The sequence below is a fragment of the uncultured Psychrobacter sp. genome, assembly GCF_947495825.1.
Lineage (GTDB): Bacteria > Pseudomonadota > Gammaproteobacteria > Pseudomonadales > Moraxellaceae > Psychrobacter.
The window spans coordinates 484911-510535 of the sequence record NZ_CANMAH010000001.1; the positions used below are offsets into that span (position 1 = coordinate 484911).

17 protein-coding genes, 2 tRNA genes and 1 pseudogene are annotated in these 25625 nt (G+C 40.6%); 8 read left to right on the plus strand and 12 right to left on the minus strand.

Annotated features, from left to right (window positions below):
* Positions 1–13: 13 nt before the first annotated feature.
* Complete coding sequence (locus Q0895_RS01990; RefSeq protein ID WP_299185115.1) at positions 14–1339, minus strand: ATP phosphoribosyltransferase regulatory subunit; 1326 nt, start codon at positions 1337–1339, stop codon at positions 14–16.
* 661 nt (positions 1340–2000) lie between these two features.
* Between Q0895_RS01990 and Q0895_RS01995 the strand changes: the two genes are divergently transcribed.
* A complete protein-coding gene (locus Q0895_RS01995) occupies positions 2001–2390 on the plus strand; it encodes a DUF2237 domain-containing protein (protein ID WP_058368385.1) in 390 nt (129 codons plus the stop codon).
* Positions 2391–2494: 104 nt separating this feature from the next.
* Complete coding sequence (corA, locus tag Q0895_RS02000) at positions 2495–3709, plus strand: magnesium/cobalt transporter CorA (RefSeq protein WP_299185116.1); 1215 nt, start codon at positions 2495–2497, stop codon at positions 3707–3709.
* A 205-nt stretch (positions 3710–3914) separates the two neighbouring features.
* Here corA and folD read toward each other — a convergent pair whose 3' ends face one another.
* Positions 3915–4784 carry a bifunctional methylenetetrahydrofolate dehydrogenase/methenyltetrahydrofolate cyclohydrolase FolD gene (gene folD / locus Q0895_RS02005; protein WP_299185340.1) on the minus strand — a complete coding sequence of 290 codons (870 nt, stop codon included), beginning with the start codon at positions 4782–4784 and terminating at the stop codon, positions 3915–3917.
* 1017 nt (positions 4785–5801) lie between these two features.
* Here folD and Q0895_RS02010 point away from each other — a divergent pair.
* From Q0895_RS02010 to Q0895_RS02030, 5 genes are all read left to right on the plus strand, one after another.
* Positions 5802–7475, plus strand: a complete 1674-nt coding sequence (locus Q0895_RS02010) for a sodium:solute symporter family protein (RefSeq protein WP_299185117.1) — start codon at positions 5802–5804, stop codon at positions 7473–7475.
* A gap of 99 nt (positions 7476–7574) precedes the next feature.
* Positions 7575–7709, plus strand: a complete 135-nt coding sequence (locus Q0895_RS02015) for a putative transporter small subunit (protein ID WP_218612946.1) — start codon at positions 7575–7577, stop codon at positions 7707–7709.
* A gap of 211 nt (positions 7710–7920) precedes the next feature.
* Positions 7921–7994, plus strand: a tRNA-Cys gene (locus Q0895_RS02020).
* Between the two features lie 124 nt (positions 7995–8118).
* A tRNA-Leu gene (locus tag Q0895_RS02025) sits at positions 8119–8205 on the plus strand.
* Between the two features lie 163 nt (positions 8206–8368).
* Positions 8369–9733: an integrase arm-type DNA-binding domain-containing protein gene (locus tag Q0895_RS02030; RefSeq protein ID WP_299185119.1), complete on the plus strand. Its 1365-nt coding sequence runs from the start codon at positions 8369–8371 to the stop codon at positions 9731–9733.
* Positions 9734–9874: 141 nt separating this feature from the next.
* Here the strand turns inward: Q0895_RS02030 and Q0895_RS02035 are convergent, their stop codons facing one another.
* The 5 genes from Q0895_RS02035 to Q0895_RS02055 are packed head-to-tail and all read right to left on the minus strand — an operon-like array spanning position 9875 to position 19329.
* Complete coding sequence (locus Q0895_RS02035) at positions 9875–11974, minus strand: DUF262 domain-containing protein (RefSeq protein ID WP_299185121.1); 2100 nt, start codon at positions 11972–11974, stop codon at positions 9875–9877.
* Between the two features lie 36 nt (positions 11975–12010).
* Complete coding sequence (locus tag Q0895_RS02040; protein ID WP_299185122.1) at positions 12011–15067, minus strand: DEAD/DEAH box helicase family protein; 3057 nt, start codon at positions 15065–15067, stop codon at positions 12011–12013.
* Between the two features lie 9 nt (positions 15068–15076).
* Positions 15077–16441 carry a restriction endonuclease subunit S gene (locus Q0895_RS02045; protein WP_299185123.1) on the minus strand — a complete coding sequence of 455 codons (1365 nt, stop codon included), beginning with the start codon at positions 16439–16441 and terminating at the stop codon, positions 15077–15079.
* Positions 16438–18714 carry a class I SAM-dependent DNA methyltransferase gene (locus Q0895_RS02050; RefSeq protein ID WP_299185124.1) on the minus strand — a complete coding sequence of 759 codons (2277 nt, stop codon included), beginning with the start codon at positions 18712–18714 and terminating at the stop codon, positions 16438–16440. The genes Q0895_RS02045 and Q0895_RS02050 overlap by 4 nt, the downstream gene beginning before the upstream one ends.
* A 9-nt stretch (positions 18715–18723) precedes the next feature.
* Entirely contained in the window at positions 18724–19329 is a 606-nt protein-coding gene (locus Q0895_RS02055; protein WP_299185125.1) for a restriction endonuclease subunit S, read from the minus strand.
* A gap of 286 nt (positions 19330–19615) precedes the next feature.
* Here Q0895_RS02055 and Q0895_RS02060 point away from each other — a divergent pair, with 286 nt between their 5' ends.
* Positions 19616–20497, plus strand: coding sequence for an HNH endonuclease signature motif containing protein (locus Q0895_RS02060; protein WP_299185126.1), 882 nt, complete (start codon positions 19616–19618; stop codon positions 20495–20497).
* 96 nt (positions 20498–20593) lie between these two features.
* Here the strand turns inward: Q0895_RS02060 and Q0895_RS13445 are convergent.
* The 5 genes and pseudogenes from Q0895_RS13445 to Q0895_RS02090 all read right to left on the minus strand — a co-directional run bounded on the left by Q0895_RS13445 (position 20594) and on the right by Q0895_RS02090 (position 25602).
* A pseudogene (locus Q0895_RS13445) lies at positions 20594–21238 on the minus strand (IS256 family transposase).
* Positions 21239–21264: 26 nt separating this feature from the next.
* On the minus strand, positions 21265–21609 hold the full coding sequence (locus tag Q0895_RS02075; protein WP_299185128.1) for a transposase: 345 nt from the start codon (positions 21607–21609) through the stop codon (positions 21265–21267).
* Positions 21610–21880: 271 nt separating this feature from the next.
* On the minus strand, positions 21881–22525 hold the full coding sequence (locus Q0895_RS02080; protein ID WP_299185130.1) for an OmpA family protein: 645 nt from the start codon (positions 22523–22525) through the stop codon (positions 21881–21883).
* Positions 22526–22537: 12 nt separating this feature from the next.
* Positions 22538–24310, minus strand: coding sequence for a hypothetical protein (locus Q0895_RS02085; protein WP_299185131.1), 1773 nt, complete (start codon positions 24308–24310; stop codon positions 22538–22540).
* Positions 24310–25602: a hypothetical protein gene (locus Q0895_RS02090; RefSeq protein ID WP_299185133.1), complete on the minus strand. Its 1293-nt coding sequence runs from the start codon at positions 25600–25602 to the stop codon at positions 24310–24312. The genes Q0895_RS02085 and Q0895_RS02090 overlap by 1 nt, the downstream gene beginning before the upstream one ends.
* Positions 25603–25625 lie beyond the last annotated feature (23 nt).

Here is a 25625-nt window from a genome sequence, read left to right on the forward strand (position 1 = left end):
TGACAAAACAGCTTTATTTAACAGCGGTTAATTGCCACTGGTTGTCAACGATGCTTAATCGATGCGTGACGTCTTGAGGACAGTCATGCATATCTAGTGGTACAGTGACTCGGTAACCTTGCTGGCGTAAGCTATCTACTTGCTGGCGTAGCGTCTGTTTTTGTTCGCTATCCATATTGTTGATTGCATCATAATCAACCACCACTACCATTGGAGCAGCCAATCCGACATGTGCCAATAAGCGGCTGACGTCCATACTAAAGCCCGTGGCTTCACGTGGCTGGTTATCTGTTAAGTGACCACCACTTTGCATCCCATCGAAACGTCCGCCACGTACCAACGGCTGGGTCTCACTATTGATATAACCATTAAACACAATACCGGTGTGATAGTGATAGCCTGACAGCTCCGTGACATCGATACTGACATCACAATTCCATTGCTCCTGCAGATGCGTTTTTAAGCGCTGTAACTCATCGACTGCCGTAACAATTTCGGTATCTTGTTGAGCGGTATCTGATAGCTTAGACAATAGCTGCGTCATATCATGACCAAAGCGTGCTAGAGCATAAAAATCACTACCCATAGGTAATGTTTGGCAGACGCGCTTTAACTCTGGTAGGTTTTTATTGGCGTATAAATGCATCAATTGCTTGGTATCACTGTCTGATAACTCAACCAATAAAGCCAACCGTTTAAATATCGCCACATGACCCAAATCAATATGCAAAGCTGCACTCATATTTAGGTCATTGACCATCGTAAATAAGACATCTATCAGTTCAAAATCTGCACTAAGCGATGCACAACCAAATATCTCAGCACCTAACTGCAATGGCGTACGCGATCCAAACAGTCCTGAGGGTAAGGTGTGAATGACATCACCTGCATAGCAATAACGCGCAACACCTGTCCCGCCATGATGGGCATCGATACGCAAAATCTGCGGCGTAATATCCGCACGCACACCCATCAAACGACCTGTAAGCTGATCAATGATTTTAAAGGTTTGACGTTTAAGATCTTCTGATGCATCACTTAATAATGACTCTGTAAACTCAATCATCGGCGGGTTAACCAGCTGATAGCCGTGAGTGATCAGCTGCTGAGTTAGCTGATGTCGCAGCACTTCTTGCTTTTGCGCATCTTCAAACAATACATCAACCACACCATCAGGTAGCAGCCAGCTATTGGCAACTTCTGCGGTAAAATTACTGAGATGAAAATTGCTTAAATGTGGCAGATGATTGGGTACACTACTATCATCAGCATGCTGAGAGGTGGGATTGGTTTTAGAACGTGATTGGACGGGTACAGCTGAATAAGAACTGACAGACACAATAAATCCTTGTTTGGCGTATTGCTTACCAAAAAACGCGGCATAGTAAGGTTTTGTTTATGATTACATCAACGATGGCTACTGTATGTTTTTGACACATTTTCAACACGCAACACCATTGACCCAATTATTTATAAACAAACTAGGTAACCGCAAAAGGGTGAGTAATAAGTATAAGTTAGGATGATAAGACGAGTATCTTTATGCACTAATTATAGTAAATGATCAGCGCACTTTATGTTTTAGTTTAGCATAGCAACTGGGGTTCGCCTAGTCACAATTCATATCAATACGTTCTATCTAGTCATAAATACATTATTGCATTATTGCGATTTATTATTAGCCAAAACTATCGTTTATGATCGCTTTTATCATCTATTAAATCGTGATGAATGATTTGGTTCACATCTTTTTAATAGACCCATGTTACACTAGCTTATGTTTTAGGCTATTAGTAGACAGGCTATAATTGTCTCGAAATAAAGTCGATACATTAGTAGCCACGTACAGCTGGTATAATTTTTTGCTTGCTAAAACTGCAGATATTACAGCAAATTTATTCCAGTTCGTTTACCTACAAAAACCACGATTAACAACATACAAACTACGATATAAACTTATTAACCCCCATTCTATCTAACCACTTAATTTCGGAGACCTTATGTCATCTGACTACCACCCTAACCCTGCTATTAATCAGACCAATGTGCTAGGTACTGCTCTTGCCAGCTGCTGCTTTGATCCAATTACTGGCTACTATCGTAATGGTTTTTGTCATACTGGCAATCATGATGTCGGCCAGCATACCGTTTGTGCCAAGATGACCAGTGAATTTCTTAACTTTTCATCGAGTCGCGGTAATGATTTGATTACGCCTTTACCAGAATACAATTTTCCAGGTCTAAAACCTGGTGACTATTGGTGTATCTGTGCGCTACGCTGGGTTGAAGCATTAGATTTCGATATTGCACCAAAATTGAAACTAGAAGGTTGCCATGAGAGTTTACTGACACTGGTCGATATTGAAACTTTAAAACGCTATGCGATATAACAACGACATGGTTTATCGTTGGGCTTTTCTAGGCTGAATTCATTTGGGCCATTTTGAACAGAAAGTAGCCATTTAGATTTTATAAAAGCAACAAGGGAGGGTGTATGGACCGCAATGACGATCTATCAATCAAGACAAATACCCGCATTACACCTGACTCTAATATTAGTCGCATCTATTCTGATATCAGCGACAGTCATCCCTATCTAGATAGTTATGACAGCTATATCTACGGAGATGTGGATGCCACGGCCGAAGATACCATCGAGACGATGACGGTGTATGATCCTGACTCTGAGCGTTATGAAGACATCGATTTGTCTAGCGATGACGAAGTGGTCAACTGCTATGCTTATTCGCGCAAGACAGGCGAGCAACTGAGCCAAGTGGCGCTCAATGACGTCAGTCGCGCCCTTAGCAACAGTGGTCAATTTATCTGGCTTGGACTGTATGATCCCAGTTTAGAGACCATGATTAAAGTCCAAAATGCCTTTGACTTACATGAGCTTGCGATCGAAGATGCGTTTGCCGATCATCAGCGCGCCAAAGTCGAAAACTATGATAATGACATGGTATTTGTGGTGCTACGTACAGCCAAATTAGAAGACAATATTATTCGCTATGGTACTACTGCCATATTTATGGGTAAAAACTATCTGATTACGATTCGTAATGGACCCTCCAACTCCTATGCACCCGTACGTGAGCACTGCAACCGTCGCCCTGAAAAGCTACGCATGGGACCCATATTTGTACTACATGCTATTCTCGATTTTATTGTCGATAACTATATGCCAGTCACTGATCGCCTAGGTAGCTATTTACGTGAGCAAGAGCGCTATGTCTTTAGTTATGAGTTTAACAAAAGCACATTAAAAAACCTATACGAGCTCAAGTCGCAACTGGTAAATATGCGAGCAATTATCTTGCCCGTACAAGACATCTGTAGCTTTTTTATCAACCATAAAAAAAGCGAGTTGGTCTCTGGGTTTTCGCAAGCAGCAAAACCTTACTTTCGTGATGTCAATGACCATCTACTCCACTCTTTAGACGCTATTAATGGTTTGAATGAGATGCTAAGTGTGGTGATGAACACTTATATGGCGATGGTGAATATGGGACAAAACGAAGTAGTACGTAAGCTTGCTGCTTGGGCGGGTATCTTAGCCGTACCGACTGCCATCGCTGGTATTTATGGGATGAACTTTGACTTCATGCCTGAGTTACATTGGAAGTACTCATACCTTGTGATCATGGGATTTATCATCGCCTTATGTAGTTATCTATACTACAATTTTAAAAGATTAAAGTGGCTATAGTCTGGCTTGCCAATTACCTATAAGTACCTACAAATACTTAGATGGCAGGCTATGGTAGGCTCAAACATTTTAGACATAAAAAAGGGCTAACCATGTTAGCCTTTTTTTATATTTTCTAAATTTTCTTTTATACTTTCTAAATTTTCTTTTATACTTTCTAAATTTTCTTTTATACTTTCTAAATTTTCTAGCGCATTGGACTTGTTTATAAACCCGCTGACTTTTCAGCCGCATCCACCGTTTGACGAATCAGTGTGTTGATAGTCATTGGACCCACGCCACCTGGAACGGGCGTATAAGCACTAGCGATATGCTCAATACCTTGTAATTCAATATCACCGACACCGCCATTATCGGTTGGATGGAAACCTGCATCGACGACCACCGCCCCTTTTTTGATCCACTCTGCTTTGATCAGCTCAGGTACACCTACGGCTCCAACGACAATATCAGCACGCTTAATATGCGCAGCCAAATCCTGTGTTTTTGAATGGCACATGGTTACTGTACAGTTAGCATTTAATAGCATCATCGCCATTGGTTTACCCAAGATGGCACTACGCCCCACAACCACTGCCTCCAAACCTGCAAGCTCGATATTATAATGATCCAATAAATGCATGATGCCTTGCGGCGTACATGAACCATAAGCAGATTGCTGCATCGCCATACGACCAAACCCAAGACAAGTGACCCCATCGACGTCTTTTGCCAAATCAATCTGCTCAAAGCATGCACGCTCATCAACATGATCAGGAACGGGATGCTGTAGCAATATACCATGGACATCTGGATTGTTATTAAGTTCATCTATCTTGGCTTTGAGCTGCTCTGTGGTCGTCGTACTTGGCATCTCAACCCGAATTGAATCCATACCGACACGCTTACAGGCATTACCTTTCATACGCACATAAGTGGCAGAGGCAGGATCATCACCAATCAATATCGTTGCCAAACTTGGCGTACGACCAGTCTTCTCTTTGAGAGTATCAACGCGTGTACGCAACTCTTGCTCTATTTGCTTAGCAAGTGCTTTGCCGTCTAATAATGTGGCAGATTGATTATCTGACGTCATTGTCGTCTTAGTTGACGAGGCATTTGACATGGTAACTCCAATAAATAAAGCAATAAATAAGAGGGAAACAGTGTCGGCCATTATTTTGCTCAGTAAACATAGGTGAGCAGTAGCTTACTATGAGCGTATATATCCCGCATTTTGCACATCATCAGGACAATTGAGGTAGCAATTGTGCTGATAAACCTCTTAAAAAGCAGACACTGTACTAAGCAAGGTATTGTACCTATTTTGCGACCAAAATCCCAGTCATCAATCAGTATTGCTTCTCAGCTGTTGTAAATTCTCTGATAACTCTTATAAGAAATATTAACGTAGATAAAATTATCACTTACGACCAAAACTTAGCAGTCACTAGTCGTTGAATCATAAGATTGCCTATAAACTTGAGATTTGACGCTTATTAGTGTTACTCTTATGGCACGTAAATGTTACTTATATTTAACATGGATGTCGTTTTATTTGTAAGTTTTATTTGTGAATAGTATAGAGCGTCTGTTTTAGACTTATACAGCGTCAGTCGCTATTCACACGTTTTTCACATGCTATTGGCTAGTTTTGTATTTAGCCAACTTGCTTATAGCGGTTAAATGGCTCTCACATCATTAATATGTTCAAAGTTTAAATGTTACTAAGAAGATATTTTGCATAAAAAATGAGTGCCAACTTTAGCTGTCTATGTCTGATACGAAGTATTGGTTATTATTTCGTGTTCGTTAGTACTGTATTAACAAGTACTTATCCGTAACATCTACTATGACATGCGACTGTATGAGCGTGATGGTAACTCCATTATTAGACGCCAGTCATTATGGGGGCTACTGTTTATTGTGTCCCATATTGTTTGACGTTTGGTTCTTGGTATATAGCTTCTTCATCGCATGTTTTGCTGACTGACTGTTAACGAAACAACAGATTTGTGTGGCAATAGCAGTATCAGTCTGATTACTAAATTCATAATTAGTTGGGACTATAAATCGTAGTACCAACTTTTTTTATCTAAAACAATCGCGAGGTATGAATTTGAAAACTGAGTCATTGTTCCAATTTTCATCGCTGACTATTATTTTATTATTGTTAGCGTTTTATGGCGGCACGTACTTATTATCATTGTTAATTAAAAAGGACAAAGAGACGACGTCAGGCTTTATGGTCGCAGGTCATGGTGTCGGCTTTGGTATGGGTGCAGCCAGTATGACTGCCACCTGGATTTGGGCAGCATCATTTTATGCCGCAGCCACTTCTGGCTATAAATATGGCGTATCAGGGCCGATACATTATGGCTTTTGGGGTGCGCTGATGATTTTATTTATTTACCCTTTTGGTATGCGCTTTCGTGAGCTTGCGCCCGATGGTCATACGTTAGGTGAGCTTATTCACGCCCGCCATGGCTCATCAAGCCAATTAATTTTAGCCATATCTAACCTTATGGGCAGCTTAATTAGCTTGATGGTCAATTTCACTGCAGCTGGGGCGTTGGTGTCCGTATTATCACCGTTATCGTTCCAAACAGGTGTGATGATCGCAGGTGTCGGGGTACTGAGCTATACTCTAACTTCAGGGTTTCGTGCCTCTGTCTTTACTGATTTTGCTCAATTAGTCGCGCTTATGGCCATTGGTATCGTTATTATCCCAGCAGTATTATTTGCGATGGGTGGCCCCGAAGTTATGGTCAGCGGTCTATCCAATTTAACGCTTGAGCAGCAGAATTTCTTTTCGTCTGAAGCCTTTTTCCAACAAGGCGCGCCTTATTTCGTTGCTGTATTGGCTTATGCTATTGGTAACCAAACCATTACGCAGCGCTTATTTGCGATTGATAAAACTAAGATTAAAGCCACATTCGTTACTGCCACAGTTGGCTATGCAGGTATCGTCATCGGTCTTGGTATGATTGGTTTGATGGCCTTAACCATTGGTATCGAACCTCTTGATGGCAATATGAACAACTTGATCCCGCAAATGGTCAGTACTTATTTGCATCCTGTATTTATCGCTCTATTCTTTATCTTAGTCATTGGCTCATTGTCATCGACTGCTGATTCGGATTTGTCGGCATTATCGACCATTATGATGGCAGATGTATACGGTAAAAACATCGCTAGAGGTAAAGTCAAACCTAAGACCATGATGTTAGTTGGTCGTAGTACGATGATTATTGCTACCGTAGTCGGTCTAATCTTTGCTAGCTTCAAACTAGATATTTTAGTAATGCTGGTATTCGTAGGGGCCTTATGGGGCGCGATTGTCTTCCCTGTGATCGCTAGTGTGTTTTGGAGTCGCGTGACCAATACCGCCTTTACCTCCGCTGTCATTATCGGTTTGCTGTTTTTCTGCATAGCTCGCTTTGAGCTTTTGCCGATCACTGGTTACACGGCTTTATTCTTTGAAGTATTAGCAAGTGTTGGCGCCGCAGTCGTGATTGGACTAATGGTATTTGGCTTCTTAGGACGCAAAATTGGTATGTTAGCGGCAGCCATTACGCTGGTATTGATGCTCATCTTCGCTACTGGCTTCTTACGTCAGTATATGGTCTTACTCGCCTCACTAACGGCTTATGGTGCTAGTACCATCGTCTGTGTAGTCGTCAGCTTGATGGGTAATGAACGTTTTGATTTTGAGCTGATCAAAGAGCGTGTTGGTAATTATGATAAAAAAGCTAAAGTATCAAAAGCATCAAATGCGAAAGTATAGATCATCTTAGGTAATGATGGTTAGGCAACGATGGTCAGTAGATAGCTGACCGTTGATTGCTCTTAGATACCATATTTATAAATACTATAAGGAGATATCATGGACAACGTCTTTATTTATGGCTTATATATTTTAATTTGGCCTGCGATTACACTTGGTGTACTTGTTTTGATTTGTACTGCAACTTATCGTGACGTCAAAAAAGCCAAACGCAATAACAAAGACATCTTATAGACAGATTATTGGACAAATTTAGCTGCAAAGCTCATAGAAGGTTTTGCAGCGTTCATGTCTTATCATCAACTGAGCATTTATTGATAAGGCAATAACCGCTCAAATATCTTTAAATAATGATTAAATTGACTTACATTAGTAAATAACCTATTTTTAGCTAAAAAATGACTTGTAATTTAAATTATTTTTGCTAATATAGTCCACCTTGATTGGCTGGATGGCAGAGTGGTCATGCAGCGGACTGCAACTCCGTTAACGCCGGTTCGATTCCGACTCCAGCCTCCAATTATTTATTAACTTTACGTTAATTTAGGCTTGCATTATTAGCACAACAGCTTATAATAGCGACCACTTATCTAGTAACTAGATGGTCTATCAGCTAGCTTACATTTTAGATAAAACAAGTTTTGCCCGGGTGGTGAAATTGGTAGACACAAGGGATTTAAAATCCCTCGCTCTAACGAGCGTGCCGGTTCAAGTCCGGCTCCGGGTACCATTACATAGTCCTATACTATCTTATAGAACAGCTAAAGCCCCTGATATCAGGGGCTTTGTTGTATCTGACGTCTTATACTGTCCTGCTATATCTATCCCAATCCATGCATCTGATGTACACTACTATGTACACTGGTTTTTAAATGTACATTGGGGTATCAGTCATGGAAGCACGCAAACCTATTAGCTCTGATCGTAGTATTAGCAGCCATAAAGCTAGTGACAAAGAATATCTCGTCTCTGTCAAAAACTATCCCATGCTGTATCTCATGGTCAGACCTAACGGCACTAAGTCTTGGGTTTATCGCTACCTGTCTCCTACTCATTCAAAAAATAAACGTATATCGCTTGGTGTTTATCCAAACGTATCGTTTTTACGTGCCTGTGAAATCTGGCGTGACTATGAAGAGCTACTAAGTCGTAATATTGATCCCAAAGATCATCGTGAAGAGTTAAAGAATAGTATTATTAGTAAAACTAAAAACTCTTTTAATCATTTTGCTTGGAAGTATTTTGAAGGACTAGAGCAGACTCAAAAAGGTAATACGTTGATTCGTAAAAAAGGACGTTTAGAGCTTATATGTTCCTATATTGGTAATGAACCTATTAGTGAAATTGGCTCACCTAGAATGCTCGAAGTGCTTTTAGACATCCAAGCTAAGTCATTAAACAAAGCTGGCAAGCCCACAGATAAGGCTGAACGCTGCGCGGGTATAGCTAGTGATGTATTTGTCTATGCGGGAGCTCGCGGCTTCTGTAGTAGCAATCCAGCCGCTTTAATTAAAAGCCAACTGGCTAAGTCGAGCTATGGTCATCGTCCTGCGATCACTAAGCCTAAAGCACTAGCTAAGCTGCTACGTGATATCGAGACTATAGAAGGTGATCCAAACACTATCAACTCTCTTAGGCTATTGGCGTTACTGTTCGTGCGTAATGGTGATCTACGCCGTATGCGCTGGACTGATATCGATCTAGATGCTGGCAGGTGGACATTAAAGCCGCTCAAAGGACAAGGCAAGGTAAACATGGTCAAGGACATGGTCGTGCCTCTACCTCGTCAAGCGGTGGCTATTTTGCGTGAGCAGCAAAAGATCAACGGTCATACTAAATTTGTCTTCTACAGTGAGACGGCAAAAAAACATCAGATCATCTCTGATGCGACAGCAAATAAGCGATTAAAGGACTTAGGTTATAAAGACATACATTGTGCTCATGGCTTCAGAGCCACGGCAAAGACCATCCTACAAGAGCAATTAAAGTATCCTCTCGTGCTTGTAGAGATGGCATTGGGTCATACAACCAAAGACCCTAATGGCACTGCTTATGGACGGTTTGAGTATATAGATGATCGTAGTGAGATGATGCAAAACTGGGCTGACTATTTAGACGCATTGCGAGAAGGCAGAGATACCGCTAAGTTTAGAGCCGATGCGCAAACCAAAGCTGACTCTACCGCGCAGCTGCAAGCATTGATTGATCAGCTTGGCGAAGATAAGGTACTTGAGCTATTGAAACTCAATGCTCAATAGCTCATATTAAAATTCATTTAAGATATTGATGTTTAAAAGTATTGAAACATATATTATTAATTAAAAGGCTTTTTTTCATTTAGAATGGTCAGTGATAGATATTTAAGTATTTAAACGATTACTTGTATTATTACGATACTATTAATAAACGCTTTCACCCATCTGCTTTTCTAGGCCTTGTCTAATAAGGCCCATCACATAGGGCAGATCAGAAATATCACTAAGCCCAATCTCAACATCACCATTTCCCCAACGACCGAGATTACTTACATCTCTAGCTATGCCTTTAGGATCATTTAGCTCATGAAAACGTAAATTAATAGATAATCTCAATTTGCTTTTTAATGGTACTACATCAACAAAATTGGTTTCTGCTTTAAATGCTACGTATAGCTTTAATATATCTTCAGTAACACTAGGATCAAGAGCCATTACTTCTTTACGGAGCTGCTGAAAGAGATCATGCATTGGTGCGTCTTTAGCTAGATGGGTGTGATCAGCCAATGTGTAGCCTTCATGCAGTGGAGGCATATCATTATAAGCCTGTAATATACTCTCTGATAAATGAGGTGCCACCCATACTGCAATAGCGCGATTGGCAAGTTTTCTAGCTCTCGTACTAATTGTGTTTTCATTCCATGAGCTACAGCTTCTTAGATCTTCGTTGAGTATAAGTGGACTGTTCTTAAAACCACCTGTCATATCACGTTTTTCAATAAATGGGCGGTCACTGTATTCAGAGTTATAACCAGTTAGCGTTAAGTTGCCAAGCGTATGCAAATAAGTCGCATGCACTTGTTGCCAGTCAGCGCCGAGCTCTTCTTGCCACTGCTTTGAAAGCCTTTCATTCTGAGGCATGATATGCTCTATAGTATATTCATCTACTAAAACAAGCTCTTTGCGCTCAAAATTCTCAAAACGACGTAGCCAATAACTACGACTACGAAAATTATATAAGTCACGAATAATCAGTTCACGTTTAAACTCATCGTCATTTGGGAATCTTTTATAAGAACGTAATCCGATCAAGTGAGCTTTGATGCTCTCTAAATAACGATCTTTATCAAGCGCTTTATGAAAAGTTGCAAAGGTTTTATTCAATGAGTTCGTAGGGATTGCACATACCGCACGACGAAAGACATACGATTCGATTAAGCGGACTGCATCAAAGAAGTCATCTTTGCTAAGCTGTCCTAAACTATAGTCATGATAAAGCTCAAGTAAGAAAGGATAAGCCACATCAACTTTTAGCTCGCACAAATCTTTAAATGCCACTGCTAGTTGTTTATCAGTTTCTTTTCCCAATGCCATTGCACAGAAGTACTTAGCAAAAGAGTGAATGTCGGCAACCAGTTGATCTACATTTGACCCTTTTGCTTCAAGCCTTTGAGCATGGTGCTTGAAAGCTTCATATACACCATCAAGTCTAGGTATATCGCCTGTTTTTACCGTTAAATAGTGACGCATAAAGCTATCAAAGTAATCGCCATAGCTCTCCTGTCCAAACTCGACCTCCATAGGTCGCCAATGATCATAATACAGATCAGCTTGATGATCTGGCTCCAATCCCATCAACACAAAATTGCGAATTAAATCGGCTTGGCTCAGCGCTTTACCAGTAGAGTTCATGCTTTCAAAAATCAGCTGTGGATTGTCTTGGTCTCGACTTAGAGCTATATCAACAATGATTACCTTAGATAAACCACGACAAAGCTGCTCTAGGTTACCATTTAGTTTTGCTATCTGTGTATCAAAGAAATCGAAGTTTTCTTTAATCCGTAATGAGAAGTCCTGTGGAAGTGATTTTTGTGTGACTAGTGATAAAAAACTATCTTTATCTGTTTGGGTCAAAATCAGCTTATAACCACGCTCACCATCTTCTAGTGGATTTAGCAAATAATAGTTGCGCAATTTTTTAGCTGAGAATCCTTCAACGGGTTCAGAATCCCCAAGATGCCGAGATAAAGCTTCTAAAAGAAGCATAGCCGTAGTTAGTCGCTGCTGACCATCAATGACTAGTAGAGGTGATTGGCTAGAAACTTGATACAGTCCCTTTTCAATGTAAACAACAGAGCCAATAAAATGAGCGCCAACGGCATCATTGTTGCCTGCTCGCATGATGTCATCCCATAACTGACGGCATTGCTGCTCAGTCCAGGAGTAGGTACGTTGATATATAGGAATGATAAATTGTGGTGACTTCTTTAAAAAATCAAGGAGTTTGGCTTCGGTTGCTTTCATGACAGTACATATACCTTATTCAATATTGTGTTTAGGCTAGCGATCTTTCTGCTCAAATAGCTGCTTAGCAAGCCGCTTAGCAACCTTGGATTTAATCTCTTCATTCATCATGACGGTATTACATATATCGCCGTGGCTATCGATGCGCTTTAAAAATAAATCGATCAATCTGCCCGATAAATACTCAGTAAAGCTGTCTAACTTATTACTATTCATTGATTGAACGATAGCTTCATCGCTTAGCGCTTCCTCCACAATTTGATCAAAGAACATCTGATCAGCAGGCGTAAAATCTGTACCAAAAGCGTCATTAAGCTCAGTTATCATCTTAGATACGTGATCAGTGGCTTTAGTCTGTCCTGTGCCTACATCAGTAGAACCTTTTAAGTCTTTAGCATCACTATCATTTAGCTTGATACTACCCTCACCGACTTTTTCTAAGCGATAAAACTGTAGCGTGACGTCTTTTGATATATCGATCCGCGTATCCTTGCTACCTTTGGGTAATGATCTAAGCAGCATTCGTAGATAGGCATAACGCTGTTCATGAATAGTGTCCGCATAAGGCATGATCTGAGAGACGAGCTGATATAGATTAAGATAGCTTTGTACTTGCGATTTAAACAGTCTTTGTTTCTCTAATTTTTGTTCTATATCGTCCTGATGTGAGATAGCATTGTATCGTTCGACAGCTACATCCATAATACTGTTGAGCTGTTGGTGATCTTTTTTGGATAGCTTGTGCTTACCTTTGAACCATATTTCAGAAAACTGTGTTATATCTTGAGCGAAGTATATGCCCCACTCGTTAAGTGTGTGCGCAAGCTCAGTAAGTTTCGTATCGTCAGGTATGTCCCCTAAAGCCGTCACATCATAATAAGGTTTAAATGCCTTTTTTATGTCAGCATCAGTATTGACAAAGTCCAGCACGAACACGTCATCTTTACCGTTAGCAGTACGGTTTAGGCGCGATAGCGTCTGTACCGCTTGTACGCCCGATAGCTTTTTATCTACAAACATCGTATGCAGTAGCGGTTGATCAAAGCCTGTCTGATATTTATCAGCCACGAGCAGTACTTGATACTCATCCGTATCGAACTTCTCAGGTAGCTCTTTTTCTTTGATACCATTATTCATAGTGACTTCGGTATATACCTTCTCCGGCTTGTCTGGAAAGGATAACTTACCTGAGAACGCAACCAATGATTTGATATCGGTATAGCCTTTTTCTTTTATGTACTCATCAAAAGCAATCTTATAGCGCACGGCGCTTTCTCTTGATTCTGTCACCACCATCGCTTTGGCGTGTCCGCCAATTTTATGACGGGTCACCGCATAAAAATGCTCAACGATGATTTCTACCTTTTGACTGATCACACTAGGATGCAAATTGACGAACCGTAGCAGCTCCTGTTTGGTTTTATTTTTAGCCAGCTCTTTGTCTTCTTTGGCTATTTGTAGCAGCTTAAAATAATGCTTGTAAGTAGTGTAATTTGCTAATACATCATGGATAAAACCCTCTTCGATGGCCTGCTTCATGGTATAGCTATGGAAGGGCGATTTGCCATTTGCTCCTGGTTCATCAAATAGTGCCAAGGTCTTCCATTTTGGGGTAGCGGTAAAGGCAAAAAAGCTTAGATTCGGTTGGCGCTGGCGTTTGTGCGTCTCCCGATATAGCGCCGCCTTAACATCCGGACTTAGCTCATCTTCTCCTTGCGCTTCATCTAATAAAAATTCCGCAGCGATAGCCGATTCAATGCCATCTTGATTCAGCACCTTGCGTAGCTCTGATGCGGTCTCACCTGTTTGCGAGCTATGCGCTTCATCAACGATAATGGCAAAGCGCTTGTCCTTGGTAGACAGATCCAGATGACTGCCATCCTCACGCTGTTTTTGGATCGACTTCATGACATGCGGGAATTTTTGAATCGTGGTGATAATGACCTGAGTGTCACTGGCAATCGCTTGTGCCAGTTGATGCGAGTTTTCATCAATTTTCTTAACCACACCGTCTTTGTGTTCAAACTGGGTAATGGTGTCTTGTAACTGTTTGTCTAAAACGACACGATCAGTGACCACGATGATCGAGTTAAATACTTTATGATCGTCATCGTTATGCATCGATGAAAGATGATGGGCAAGCCATGCAATAGAGTTAGACTTGCCTGAGCCTGCCGAATGCTGAATCAGATAGTTATGCCCTGCGCCATGCTCACGGCTGTGGTGCGTCAGCTTACGGACACAGTCCAGCTGATGAAAGCGCGGGAATATCATCGTCTCAGTGGTTTTGTAGCGATTGCCTGAGTCAGTTTTGATTTTCTTTTCACTCACTTCGAGATGAATAAAGCGCCCGATGATATCCATGAGGCTATCTTTGGTTAATATATCTTCCCAAAGATAAGACGTGCGTACTTTGCCAGCTATAGGCGGATTGCCAGCACCGCCATTGTGACCACGATTAAAGGGTAAAAAGAAAGTATCCTCACCTTGCAAGCGCGTGGTCATATAGACTTGATCGGTATCTACAGCGAAGTGCACCAGCGTTCGCGTCTTAAAGGCAAATAGCTTGCCGTGCGGATTGCGCTCAAGCTTATACTGATTAATACCATCGTCGACGTTCCAGCCTGTCGCCGATAGTTTATTTTTTAGCTCAATAGTAATTATGGGAATACCGTTTAGTGATAACACCAGATCTGGTATCTCGTTATACTCAGTATGCACCTGACGGGTCATCTTTAAGATATTATCTCGATAGCGCTGCTCAGTATTGGCATTGATACTGGTATTGGGCGCAAAGTACGCCATCTTAATGATCTTGCCATAGCAGTTAAAGCCATGACGCAAGACGTTCAGTGAGCCACTGACATCTAAGGCGTTCTGTAGATACGTCAATATATAATTATCGGTATTACCTTTTTGCCCGTGCTCGATGCGCTGATATAAAGCAGGCTGTGAGGCTTTGATAAAGTCGATCACATCTGCTGGGAATAGCGCTGATGCCTTATCATATTCAGTCGCCTCCCCTTTGATATAGCCACCTTGCTCAACTAAGCTGTCTTCGATGGCGTCTTCAAAACTTATTTCGGTATGCATAACTGATCCTTAGCTGGCTTGTTTGTTAAGATGACGTACATCGATTTTGCCTGTTACCGCTTGGGTAATTAAGGCGGCACGGTATTCTTGAAGCTTGCCGATAATATCTTTAGCCGCTTCGCTAGATCGATCCATTCTATTAACTTGCTCATCTAAATAAATGACTATATTATTTTGCTCGGTAAGAGGTGGCAACCAAGCAGGTATGCGTTTTAAAATCCCTTGTGTAACGCTAAAAACTTTCACACCACTTACCCGATTTATAATTTGTGTTCTAAATACCTTTGAATCAAACATATAAGCTAGATAACGATGATTGTGATCATGCTTTTGCTTCATTACCACAGTATGATAGCCAGCCATAGTTAAGGTTTTACTATTTAAATGCGTAAAATTTCCTGAACCTTTATAATCTTCGGATGTATCTGCAAAAACAAAATCGCCTTCTTTTAGTACAGCATACTTAAAATTTTCGGCATAACTTTCCGGTACGCACTTTAAAGGATGGATATTTGGATCTACCTCAAATCCGTATTTAGAATGCACTTCACCATAGTTAACACACGGAATACCTTCATCTATTAGATCAGCTTTCGTTATAGTTAATCCCCTAGAAAAATTGAAAAGGTATTTGTTATAAGTTAGTTCCCAATGCTCAGGAATCTCACCTAACCACTCAACACCGCTATCTTTCATTGGTACATTTGGATCAAGTCCTTTAGTCACCGCATGAGTAATGACCGCGCTGCGCTGCTCAGCAAGTTTTTCGATTAGCTGTTGCTGTTTTCTAATCAAGGTATCGATATGGTCAAGCTTGTCATCTAAAAAGTTTACGATGGCTTGTTGTTCATCGATATCAGGTAATGGTGCAACAAAATTTTTGATAAAACTTTCTGGTACTCGCTTTTGACCACCTGCCCCATACATCTCTGATTCACCTATTTTCATAAATACATCTGAGCGTATTAGATAGAACAAAAACCTTGAAGAAGTTTCTTCTTTAGGCCTTAATACGTGTAGCTCTGTTGTACCAAAACCGATATCGTTAGTCAGGTTGTTACAAATGGAGGCCTTACCATTTTCAAAGCAAGGTGTAATTTTTGCCATTACTACATCATCGTTCCGAAAATACGTATAACCTTTATATACATCGCTTATCTCTTTATCAGTTGTTAACGTCAAACCGCCATCAACTGCTACTGATTCCATAGGTACAAATGAGACCAACAAGCCTTCTTGTATACCTAATTCAGATTTTAAAGGATTAGTGTTAACAAAAAACCGCATACGTTTAGCCTCCCAATGGCTGGGAATTTCACCCAGCCACGGGACGCCACTGTCTTTATAATCATGGTAGCGTCTTAGCTCACTCATGCTGATAGCCCTCCTAACATACCGATGATGGTCTGCTCAAGCTCAACGATATCAGACTTGATGTCCTCAAGCGCACGCGGCGGCTCATAGACATAAAAATGACGATTGATCGGGATCTCATAGCCGACACGCGTACGGGTATAGTCCACCCACGCATCATCGACATGTGGCAAAACTTCATCCGCCATGTACTGCTCACAATGCGGCTTAATCAGTTCAAGTAGCTCACCTAGCCCCGTTTCATTGTCATAGTGGATAGGCAATGGCAATGCAATATTATCAGGCAGTGGTACGACCTCAGTATCGCGTAGGTCTGAATCAGGCTCTGGATTGCCTTTGCTATCAGTGCATATTTCAGCGCTTGGATCTTTTTCAGATAGCGCTTGCAGAATAGATTTCTTGAGAGGTGCCCCAATTTTAAAATTTAAGTCTTTGAGAATAGGATTTAGCACCTTCAAAAATGCATCACGATCTTTGTATAACTTATCACCATCCATCTTTGCTAATGCATCTTTGATCGCCTGCTGCTGCGCGTTTCCTGCTTTTTCCTCAGCCGCAATTTGTTTAGGATCTTTTAGCTTGCGACTTTTTGCTAGGTTTATGAAGCCTGCCTCATTATCCAGACGGTCTATACGCTCACGACTGACTTGGAAGTTTAGACGTAGGGGACGCTCAACGGTCATCTTGATATAGCCAAAGTCTTGGTTATTAAAGATCTTGCTACACACCTTAGCATCACCGTTTTTGTCTTTGACCAGCTGGCTTGTCGCTTCATCTTTATAGTTAGCATACAGCTTGGTTAACTCTTTGATGTGCTTATCACCCAGCTCATGGCGTTTATTACCTAAGCTCTTACGCATTTTTTGGTAGTGGTCTGTGGCATCAATCAGTTGAACCTTACCTTGCTTGTTAGCAGGCTTTTTATTGGAGACGATCCAGATATAAGTATAAATACCAGTGTTATAGAACATCTGATCAGGTAGCGCGATGATGGCCTCTAACCAATCGTTTTCGATGATCCAGCGACGGATATTACTCTCACCACTACCCGCGTCACCTGTAAATAAAGGCGAGCCGTTAAAGACTACAGCGATACGAGATCCATCGCCGCCATCTTCAGGTGCGTCATGCATCTTTGAGATCATATGTTGTAGAAACAACAATGAGCCATCGTTAATACGCGGTAGTCCTGCTTCAAATCGTCCATTTGCGCCTAGATTAGCCTCATCTTCAATAAAGTCTTTTTGTGTTTTCCAATCTACGCCATAAGGCGGATTGGCAAACATATAGTGGAACTTCTTGCCTTCATGCCCATCATGCGGTACAAAGCCTGAAGATTTATTTTTGCTGTTTTTGATACCTAGCGTGTCACCATAGATAATGTTATCGATAGGCTCATCTTTAATCAGCAAATCAGAACAACAAATAGCATAGGACTCAGCGTTATACTCTTGACCGTATAGCGCTATATTGATTTTGTCATTATAGCTTTTTAGGTACTTTTCAGCTTCTGACAGCATACCGCCTGTCCCAGCTGTTGGATCATAAATGCTACGATAGACACCCGCTTTGATTAGCTCGTTTTGATCTTCTTCAAAGATGATATTTACCATCAGCTCAATCACTTCACGCGGGGTAAAGTGATCACCTGCCTCTTCGTTGGCTTGCTCATTAAAACGGCGCACCAAATCTTCGAACACATAGCCCATTTGTAGATTGCTAATACCAGCTGGCGATAAATCGATACCTGATTTTTGAATATCGGTGACAAAGCTTTCGATCACTTGAAACAGTTTGTTTTTATCATCGAGCTTATGAATCTCATTTTCAAACTCAAACTTTTCAAAAATATCACGGGCTTTGGGGGAGAATCCTTGAATATAGCTGAGCAAGTTGGCACTGATATGCTCTGAGTCTGCTAGTAGCTTAGTTAGGTTATAACCACTAACGTTATATAAAGGATGTTTGCGATTAAGACCTAGATGATCGCTCATCGCGGCATCGAAAAATACACCTTTGGTACGCTTATCATCAGGCTTTGCTTCGTTGGCTTCATAAAACGCTTTCATCTTATCGGTATAAGGACTTAAGATCGCATCAAAACGTGCAAGCACGATCAGCGGTAGCATCACACGACGATACTGCGGCGGACGATAAGTACCACGTAGGGAGTTGGCGACGTTCCAGATGACTTGAGTAAGCGTTGAGTGCTGACCACTCATTTTCTTATCTAAATCTTTAGTTGGCTCTGATGTTGTTTGAATATCTGTCATGATTTTTCCTTAAATTTGATTGGCTGGTCGGCTTTGAACGTCCGCTAAAATTTGTTCATCAAAAGCATGGTTATAGTCTTGGCGCAATTTTAATAGTGACTTAAACACTTCTGCTTCAACTTTAGACTGCTCTTGCCTTTGTAGTATTTGCTGCTGCTCTTGTATGGTTGGTATAACAATAGGCAGATCTCTGACAGTAGATATGCTGGTCATATTCAACGTACTACCTGTCGAATTGGTCTCAAAATGCCGCTTTGCTATACTCGATTTATTGATATACCACGTCAGATATTCAGGATCGATATCATCGGTTGTTAAATTGATCACAATAAAAATGTGACCGACAATAACCTGATCCTCTTCTGTGCCATGATAAACATACGCTTTTGGCTCACCTCGAGCGAGAAGAACGACTGAACCATGTTTTAGATACTGCGGCTGTGAGTCGTACTTCCAGTCAATGCGTGTCAATGCTGTAGCATTAATAGTGAAGCTGTCTTTTGGCAAATCTTTACTTTGTAAAAGCTTGGTATCGCCATTAGCCAAGTAGCTTACTGACTCACGTAGGGTAAAGCCAGTATAAATATCGGCTAGACGTTTTAGAATCGTTGTCATGGCTCACCACCCTATTACTGAGTGGGAGGATAAGATATAATAAAGCATATTAGTTTCCTTATATATGTTTGGGAATTAATATCGAAAAGACTCAGTGTCCAAACTTACCTTTTCGATAGCCGTACAGTAAACGACTTATAGTCCATCTCTGTACGGCTTTTATTATGCCTATAAGAAAATTATTAGTCAATGCTATTTTTAGTTTACTGTACGAATTTTATAGTATAATATTTATATTGCTCTTAACGCTATATACTCATTACTGTACAACTAAAAAGGATTAATTATGCAATATTTCTTCATAAATCATAGTCAGACTCACAAAGATGAATTAGGCGATGGTTACCTATGGTCGCCCAAAACTAAAAGTAATGGGGAATCTCACTGGTCTTATAACAATATGAAAAAAGTAAAGCCCGGTGATATTGTTTTCTCGTTCGCTGAGACTGAAGTAAAGGCAATAGGATATGCTACTTCAGAAGCCTATACTGCTCCTAAGCCCGTAGGATTTTCAGAGATCTGGGATCAATCTGGTTGGAAAATCGATGTAGATTTTGAACGGATAAATCATCCATTTCGTCTTAAGGAAGATCTATATGAGTTCAGGCATATGTTACCTGTTAAATACTCACCTATTAGTCTTAACAATGGTAATGGCAATCAGGGCTGCTACCTGGCTAATATATCTTCTGATTTTGCTGACTATCTAATCAAAAAGTCTGATTTCATTTTTGAAATTGAATCAGCTGATGTCACTTCATTGTCTATAGAAAATCGAGCTACAGAAAAACTCGGTACTGTCCGCCAAAGAGTTGGACAATCAGAATTTAGAAAACGTCTGTTAAATATGCATGATAGACGCTGTCAGCTTACGGGCACTTCTATACCAGAGCTGCTTCGAGCAAGTCATATAAAGCCTTGGTCAGATTCTGTTGGTACTGAACGTCTAGATCCTCATAATGGCTTGCTGCTCGCAAGTCATGTTGACGCTCTTTTTGATAAAGGGCTAATCACATTTACTAGCGAAGGGAATATATTGTTCGCCAGAAATGATATTGAAGAATTTTTTGACTGTAATCAAATACCTAAGAAGCTAAGCAATTTTTCTATTCAATCACAAAAGTATATGAAACATCACAATAATAAGATTTTTCATATAGATAGCTAATAGACCTCTTGCAAAAGTCATAGGTTAAGCTCGAAATCAATGATACCAGCAAACAGCTTCATTCTAAGATCATAGCGCTGACGACGGTTGCGATATTTATGAGCCACGCCAAGACTTGACCACGTGCGGGTAATCCTTGCCCCACACCTCATCAAAGTGCTCAAGATTGGCCTCTGCTATCTCCAGCGTATCAGCGTCGTAGATATCCTTTAAATCAGCCGCTACGGCTTTCTTATCCGTCCATGGCACAAACTTCATGGAGTAACGCACCATATGCACGATACACAGCTGAACCTGAGCGTTGGGGTAAACGGTATTGATAGCATCAGGGAAGCCCTTTAAGCCGTCAACACAGGCAATGAGGATATCTTGTACCCCGCGGTTTTGAAGCTCGGTAAGAACACCCAGCCAGAACTTAGCGCCTTCATTCTCTGAGAGCTACATACCAAGCAGCTCTTTTCTGACTTCAAGGTTGACGCCTAAAGCCAGATAGATAGCCTTGTTGATGATCTGCTTGTCTTAACGTATCTTCACGACGATGCAGTCCAAATAGATGATAGGATAGACACTGCTCAGCGGACAATTCTGCCAAGCGGTGATGTCCTCTAATATGTTATCGGTGACTCTTGCAACCAAGCTGCTTGAGATGTCGACATCGTAGAGCTCTTTAATGCTCTCTACAATCTCGGTGGTGATTTGACCCTTGGCGTATGAGCGAGGATAAGCAAGTGTGTGGGGCACACTTGCCCGAAGCGCAAGACGGAAGGCTATGCCTGTAGTGACGATATGATTTTATCATCGAGACCTGAAATACGGGTTTGATGCTTACTGACCAGCACAGGCTCAAAGCTGCTATTGCGGTCTATTGGGGTAGATATCTCAAGATCGCTTGTGTCACTGCGGACGGTCTTTTTAGTGTGCCCATTGCGCTTATTAGGTTTATCGGCTTTCTCATGCTTAGGATAGCCGAGATGATCTTCCATCTCAGCCTCTAAGGCAGTGTCGATAAAGGATTGTATGAGCTGCTTCTGGAAGTCTTTGATGTCATCAAAGCTTTTCATGCTACTGGCCATTTGTTCAGCTAGTTTTTTAAGGTCAGATTGAGTCGTCATTGCTTATTCTCCGGTTAGTGGATTATAAGCAGTGACACAAAGTTTGGGAAAGGCTCGCTATTGAGTCTCTCAACAGTGTCATTCGAACAACACTGAATAAGCGTAAAGTGTTCCGATCTGATCAAACGACATTCAAGGTGGTCTATATAACAACCTAGCAAGCGTTCAATCTAAACAACAATTACACGAATTTCTGGACAGACTTCCTCCAAAACGATAATTACCGCTATGCTTATAACTAACCAAATTAATCAAAGCTTAGTTAGCTTTCTTACAATTCGTCATACAGCGCTAGCCTTACTTCAACACGTCTATTAGCATCATCCTCAGGAGCTATACCGTTGATAGGCTGAGAGTCTCCATAACCAGCCACGATAATACGTTTTGCTATAGAAGTATCTAACTGCCCGACTAGAAGTTTACGAGCCTCTCTAGCTCTGGCTGCTGATAACGTATAGTTATCATCGTATACGGTACAAAAACGTCGGTAATCTGTCACAGGCTGTGACACGGGAATATTATCTGTATGACCTTCTACAAATATTCTAGCGTTTGAGGACTGTTGCAAAAAACTTGTGATTTTATCTTCTATATTGCTAAATGCTATTTTTGCCTCTGGGGTAATGCAAGCACTGCCTCTAGCAAAAACATTATCTTTAAGCGTAATTTTACTTTGCTCTAAATTAAAATCAATTAAATCTCCTGCACCTTGTTCGGTAACTGAAGATTGAATATCTTCTAATAAAGTTGCTATTTTCTGATGTTCATTTTGTTGGCTACTTTCCATTTCTTGCTTATGCTTCATTTCCGCATATGTGTTTTGTAGTACAGAGATGACAAGCAGTAGCATAACTACTGCCATGACGCCTGACATTAAATCTGCAATAGATATCCATTCACTTGGTTTTTTTTGCATTTAAGTACACCCTTATGCTATAGCTTTGTTATCAATTTTAGCAAGTAGCTTTTGATTACTCTGGGTGATGCTGTCTACCAATATAGAATAATTCTCATAGCGCGAATTTAATAATTCTAATCTATCTGCACTTTGAGATATAACTGTTAGCGCATTTTTGATATCGCCTGATAGTTGATCAAAAATATCAGTCGAGTCACGTTGTATTTTTACAGATTCTGATAAGGTATGATTGATACCACTACTAAGATTCGGTATAGCGTCAATAACCTGTGGTAAATAGCTTGTAATTTGCTGATTATCATTCAGTAGCTTCTGATTCGTCTCAGTAACTCTTTCAATCAATTCTGAATACTTTTCATAACGTGAATCAAGCGACTTCATACGACGTCCACTCTCAGAAACTGCTTTTAGTCCACTGGTTATGTCACCGGATAACTGCTTAACTAAGTCAGTCATTTCAAATATCTGACCATTTAAAGCGTCACTAGTAACGGTGAACTCATTAGCAGACTTACGCTGTAAATCCATTGAATCACCAATTACCTTAGTCACCTCTTTCATGGTTTCATCAACGCTTGTAGATAACTCATCAACAGCTTTCGATATACCTAAAGTCGCTTGTCCCATACTCTCGGACATAGTTGACATGTTTTCTTCAAAACTATTACCCATGTTACTGATAGTTTCTGACAGATCTTGTTTGATCATTGACATAACACCTTCAAGCTCGTTACGCAAGTTTTCAACCACGTCATTAAGACCTTCTGCAGAGCTACCGACAGCCGTCGCTGCTACAGCCATTTTATCTGCAGAGCTTCCAATTGATGCCATGCTATCAACTGTTTTTTCAACAAAGTCTTGCATAGATTTTTGAGTGGCTTTGTTGTAGCTGGCAATTTTCTGTAGTTCGGTAATATTATCTTTAGCGTTTTTTGTAGCTATCTTATTATTATTATCAAGACTGCTCTGCACTTGACCAAACAGTGCCTCATACCTGGATAGACTATGCTCCTGTGCCTTATTTAAGCTATCAACCAGATCACGCTTATTATTGTTGATATCATTTCTGATTTGTCCGAATATTAAGAAGTTATTACTTAACTCTTTAGCACTTTCTTTTTGTAATGACATAATGCTGTCTACAAGTAGCTGACTGTGTTGCTGCGCATTATTATCAATACTTTTTAATGTCTCAATCATTAATTGATGTCGTTCTAATTCTTTACTATTCAAGACCACTTCTTTCGCTTGAGCTTCTTGGCGAACCTTTTTAACTGCCCATACAAGTCGTTTTTCTTGGAATCCAAATATATTGAATAGTAAGTTCAGGATAATGAAACAAAGAATACCCCAGGTAGAGGTTTTGAATTTAGCACCTAAGCCGTCCATTAGACCCATTAACTGAGTCATGGCCGAATCCATTCCAGCTGTATCTGCCATTGCAAGTACAGTCGATGCTTTATTAAGCGCAATACCTAGCCCCAAAAAGGTACCTAACAGCCCTACAATAAGTAGCATACTAGGCATAATTTCAGCCACTTTTTCAGCTTTTGTAGCAACGGCTTCGCTTAATTCATGCACAGAACCATGTTCGCCTGCTAAATTATTGGTCTCATCATCTAAATCACCACCATGCCAGTTGGCTTCCCAGTTAGCTTCTTTAGCTGAACCTAATAACCATACAACAGTAGCTATGGTCAAAATAATCAGACTCACTACAAATATAGTAGACAGCGTTTCGCCAAATGGATTTAAGAACGCACCAATCTCTGCTATTCTCATTAAGCTGCTACTCCCACTTCAATTTCTTGTTTTAGTTTATCTGCACGCGCTTTACCTTCTGCCTCAAAAATATTGGCGTAGTCTGTAATGAGACTTTGTTCATCATCGGTCAAAGATTCCCAAGCAACGTTATTCTGTGCCACACGCATAATAATGCTAGCAATCTCCTCACTATCCTCTAGGAGGTAATCCTTGTCTTCAGCTTCCAAAGTTACATCATCTTTTTCTAGAATCTGCATAAAGCCTTCTGCAGCATAAACATAGCTTTTCATTGATCGACGCTCACCATCTAAACGAGTAAGCTTGGTTTGCTCTCCACCCATTTTGGTCAGCAACTCGTTATAAATCGCAGTTTCTTCTTCTGTTAACTCTGAAGTACGCTTTGCAACATCTAAACGAGTTTTCAACACTCTGTCTTTAGATAGCTTCTTGCTCAATTCAGTCCATTCTTGCTCTAAAGACTGCTGTTTCTCAACCCAAACTACCATTAACTCTTCAAAGACGAACGGTATTAGAGACTTACCAAAACGCTCTTGAATGATGCTGTCTAACCTAATAGCCTCATCATCAGAAAGCTGAGCAGTAGAAAGAAGACTTTCTGCTGTTTTAATCAAATAAATGTCATCACTGGTGATGTCATCAATACTTTCAACTGCGATGATTTTTTGCTCTGTCATATCTAATAGCTTTTGTGTAGCTCTCAGTCTCAAATAATGCTGAAAGTCCACAACGCCCATCTCTAGAACGTCTCTTAACTCTACTTTTAAAATTCCATAATTATTCAACATTTCATTTAGTTGTAATGCTTTTTGCTGCTCTTCACTTAATTGTGACTCATACTGTTGCTCAGCTTGCATAAAGGCATCACGGTTTTCTTTAGCTTCTTCTACTTCTTCTGGTGTTAGATATCTTTCTTTAATAAGTTGCGCCAACTTAATAGTCTTTCTCACCGCTTTTTCTAATGCATGTAATATTGGACTGTTTTCTAACGCTAATAATGCATCAATTGCTTTAGCAGTGACCATTAACCCTGTTTTTAGCCAAGGAAAAGGCGCAAGTAGTGCTGTCTTTTCAAGCCACGGTTTTACTTTCTCTAAAAAAGGCTTCACTTTTTTATAGACATCTTTGACCTTATCAATAAAACCCTCGCCTTTTTCAGCTATCCAATCACAAGCCTTTGCGGCTTTTTCTCTTGCCCAAGATAGACCTTGACTGACCTTTTCTGAAGCGTAAGAAACAGCGCTACTAACTGCACTGGCTACCCGCGAACACGCATTACTTAACCAACCCATTTTCGTCCCCTAAATGTATAATA

Excerpts from the sequence above, each read along its gene's own strand:
- Q0895_RS01995 (WP_058368385.1), top strand. The coding sequence starts at position 2,001 with ATGTCATCTGACTACCACCCTAACCCTGCTATTAATCAGACCAATGTG.
- corA (WP_299185116.1), top strand. The coding sequence starts at position 2,495 with ATGGACCGCAATGACGATCTATCAATCAAGACAAATACCCGCATTACA.
- folD (WP_299185340.1), bottom strand. The coding sequence starts at position 4,784 with ATGACGTCAGATAATCAATCTGCCACATTATTAGACGGCAAAGCACTT.
- Q0895_RS02010 (WP_299185117.1), top strand. The coding sequence starts at position 5,802 with ATGAATTTGAAAACTGAGTCATTGTTCCAATTTTCATCGCTGACTATT.
- Q0895_RS02015 (WP_218612946.1), top strand. The coding sequence starts at position 7,575 with ATGGACAACGTCTTTATTTATGGCTTATATATTTTAATTTGGCCTGCG.
- Q0895_RS02030 (WP_299185119.1), top strand. The coding sequence starts at position 8,369 with ATGGAAGCACGCAAACCTATTAGCTCTGATCGTAGTATTAGCAGCCAT.
- Q0895_RS02035 (WP_299185121.1), bottom strand. The coding sequence starts at position 11,974 with ATGAAAGCAACCGAAGCCAAACTCCTTGATTTTTTAAAGAAGTCACCA.
- Q0895_RS02040 (WP_299185122.1), bottom strand. The coding sequence starts at position 15,067 with ATGCATACCGAAATAAGTTTTGAAGACGCCATCGAAGACAGCTTAGTT.
- Q0895_RS02045 (WP_299185123.1), bottom strand. The coding sequence starts at position 16,441 with ATGAGTGAGCTAAGACGCTACCATGATTATAAAGACAGTGGCGTCCCG.
- Q0895_RS02050 (WP_299185124.1), bottom strand. The coding sequence starts at position 18,714 with ATGACAGATATTCAAACAACATCAGAGCCAACTAAAGATTTAGATAAG.
- Q0895_RS02055 (WP_299185125.1), bottom strand. The coding sequence starts at position 19,329 with ATGACAACGATTCTAAAACGTCTAGCCGATATTTATACTGGCTTTACC.
- Q0895_RS02060 (WP_299185126.1), top strand. The coding sequence starts at position 19,616 with ATGCAATATTTCTTCATAAATCATAGTCAGACTCACAAAGATGAATTA.
- Q0895_RS02075 (WP_299185128.1), bottom strand. The coding sequence starts at position 21,609 with ATGACGACTCAATCTGACCTTAAAAAACTAGCTGAACAAATGGCCAGT.
- Q0895_RS02080 (WP_299185130.1), bottom strand. The coding sequence starts at position 22,525 with ATGCAAAAAAAACCAAGTGAATGGATATCTATTGCAGATTTAATGTCA.
- Q0895_RS02085 (WP_299185131.1), bottom strand. The coding sequence starts at position 24,310 with ATGAGAATAGCAGAGATTGGTGCGTTCTTAAATCCATTTGGCGAAACG.
- Q0895_RS02090 (WP_299185133.1), bottom strand. The coding sequence starts at position 25,602 with ATGGGTTGGTTAAGTAATGCGTGTTCGCGGGTAGCCAGTGCAGTTAGT.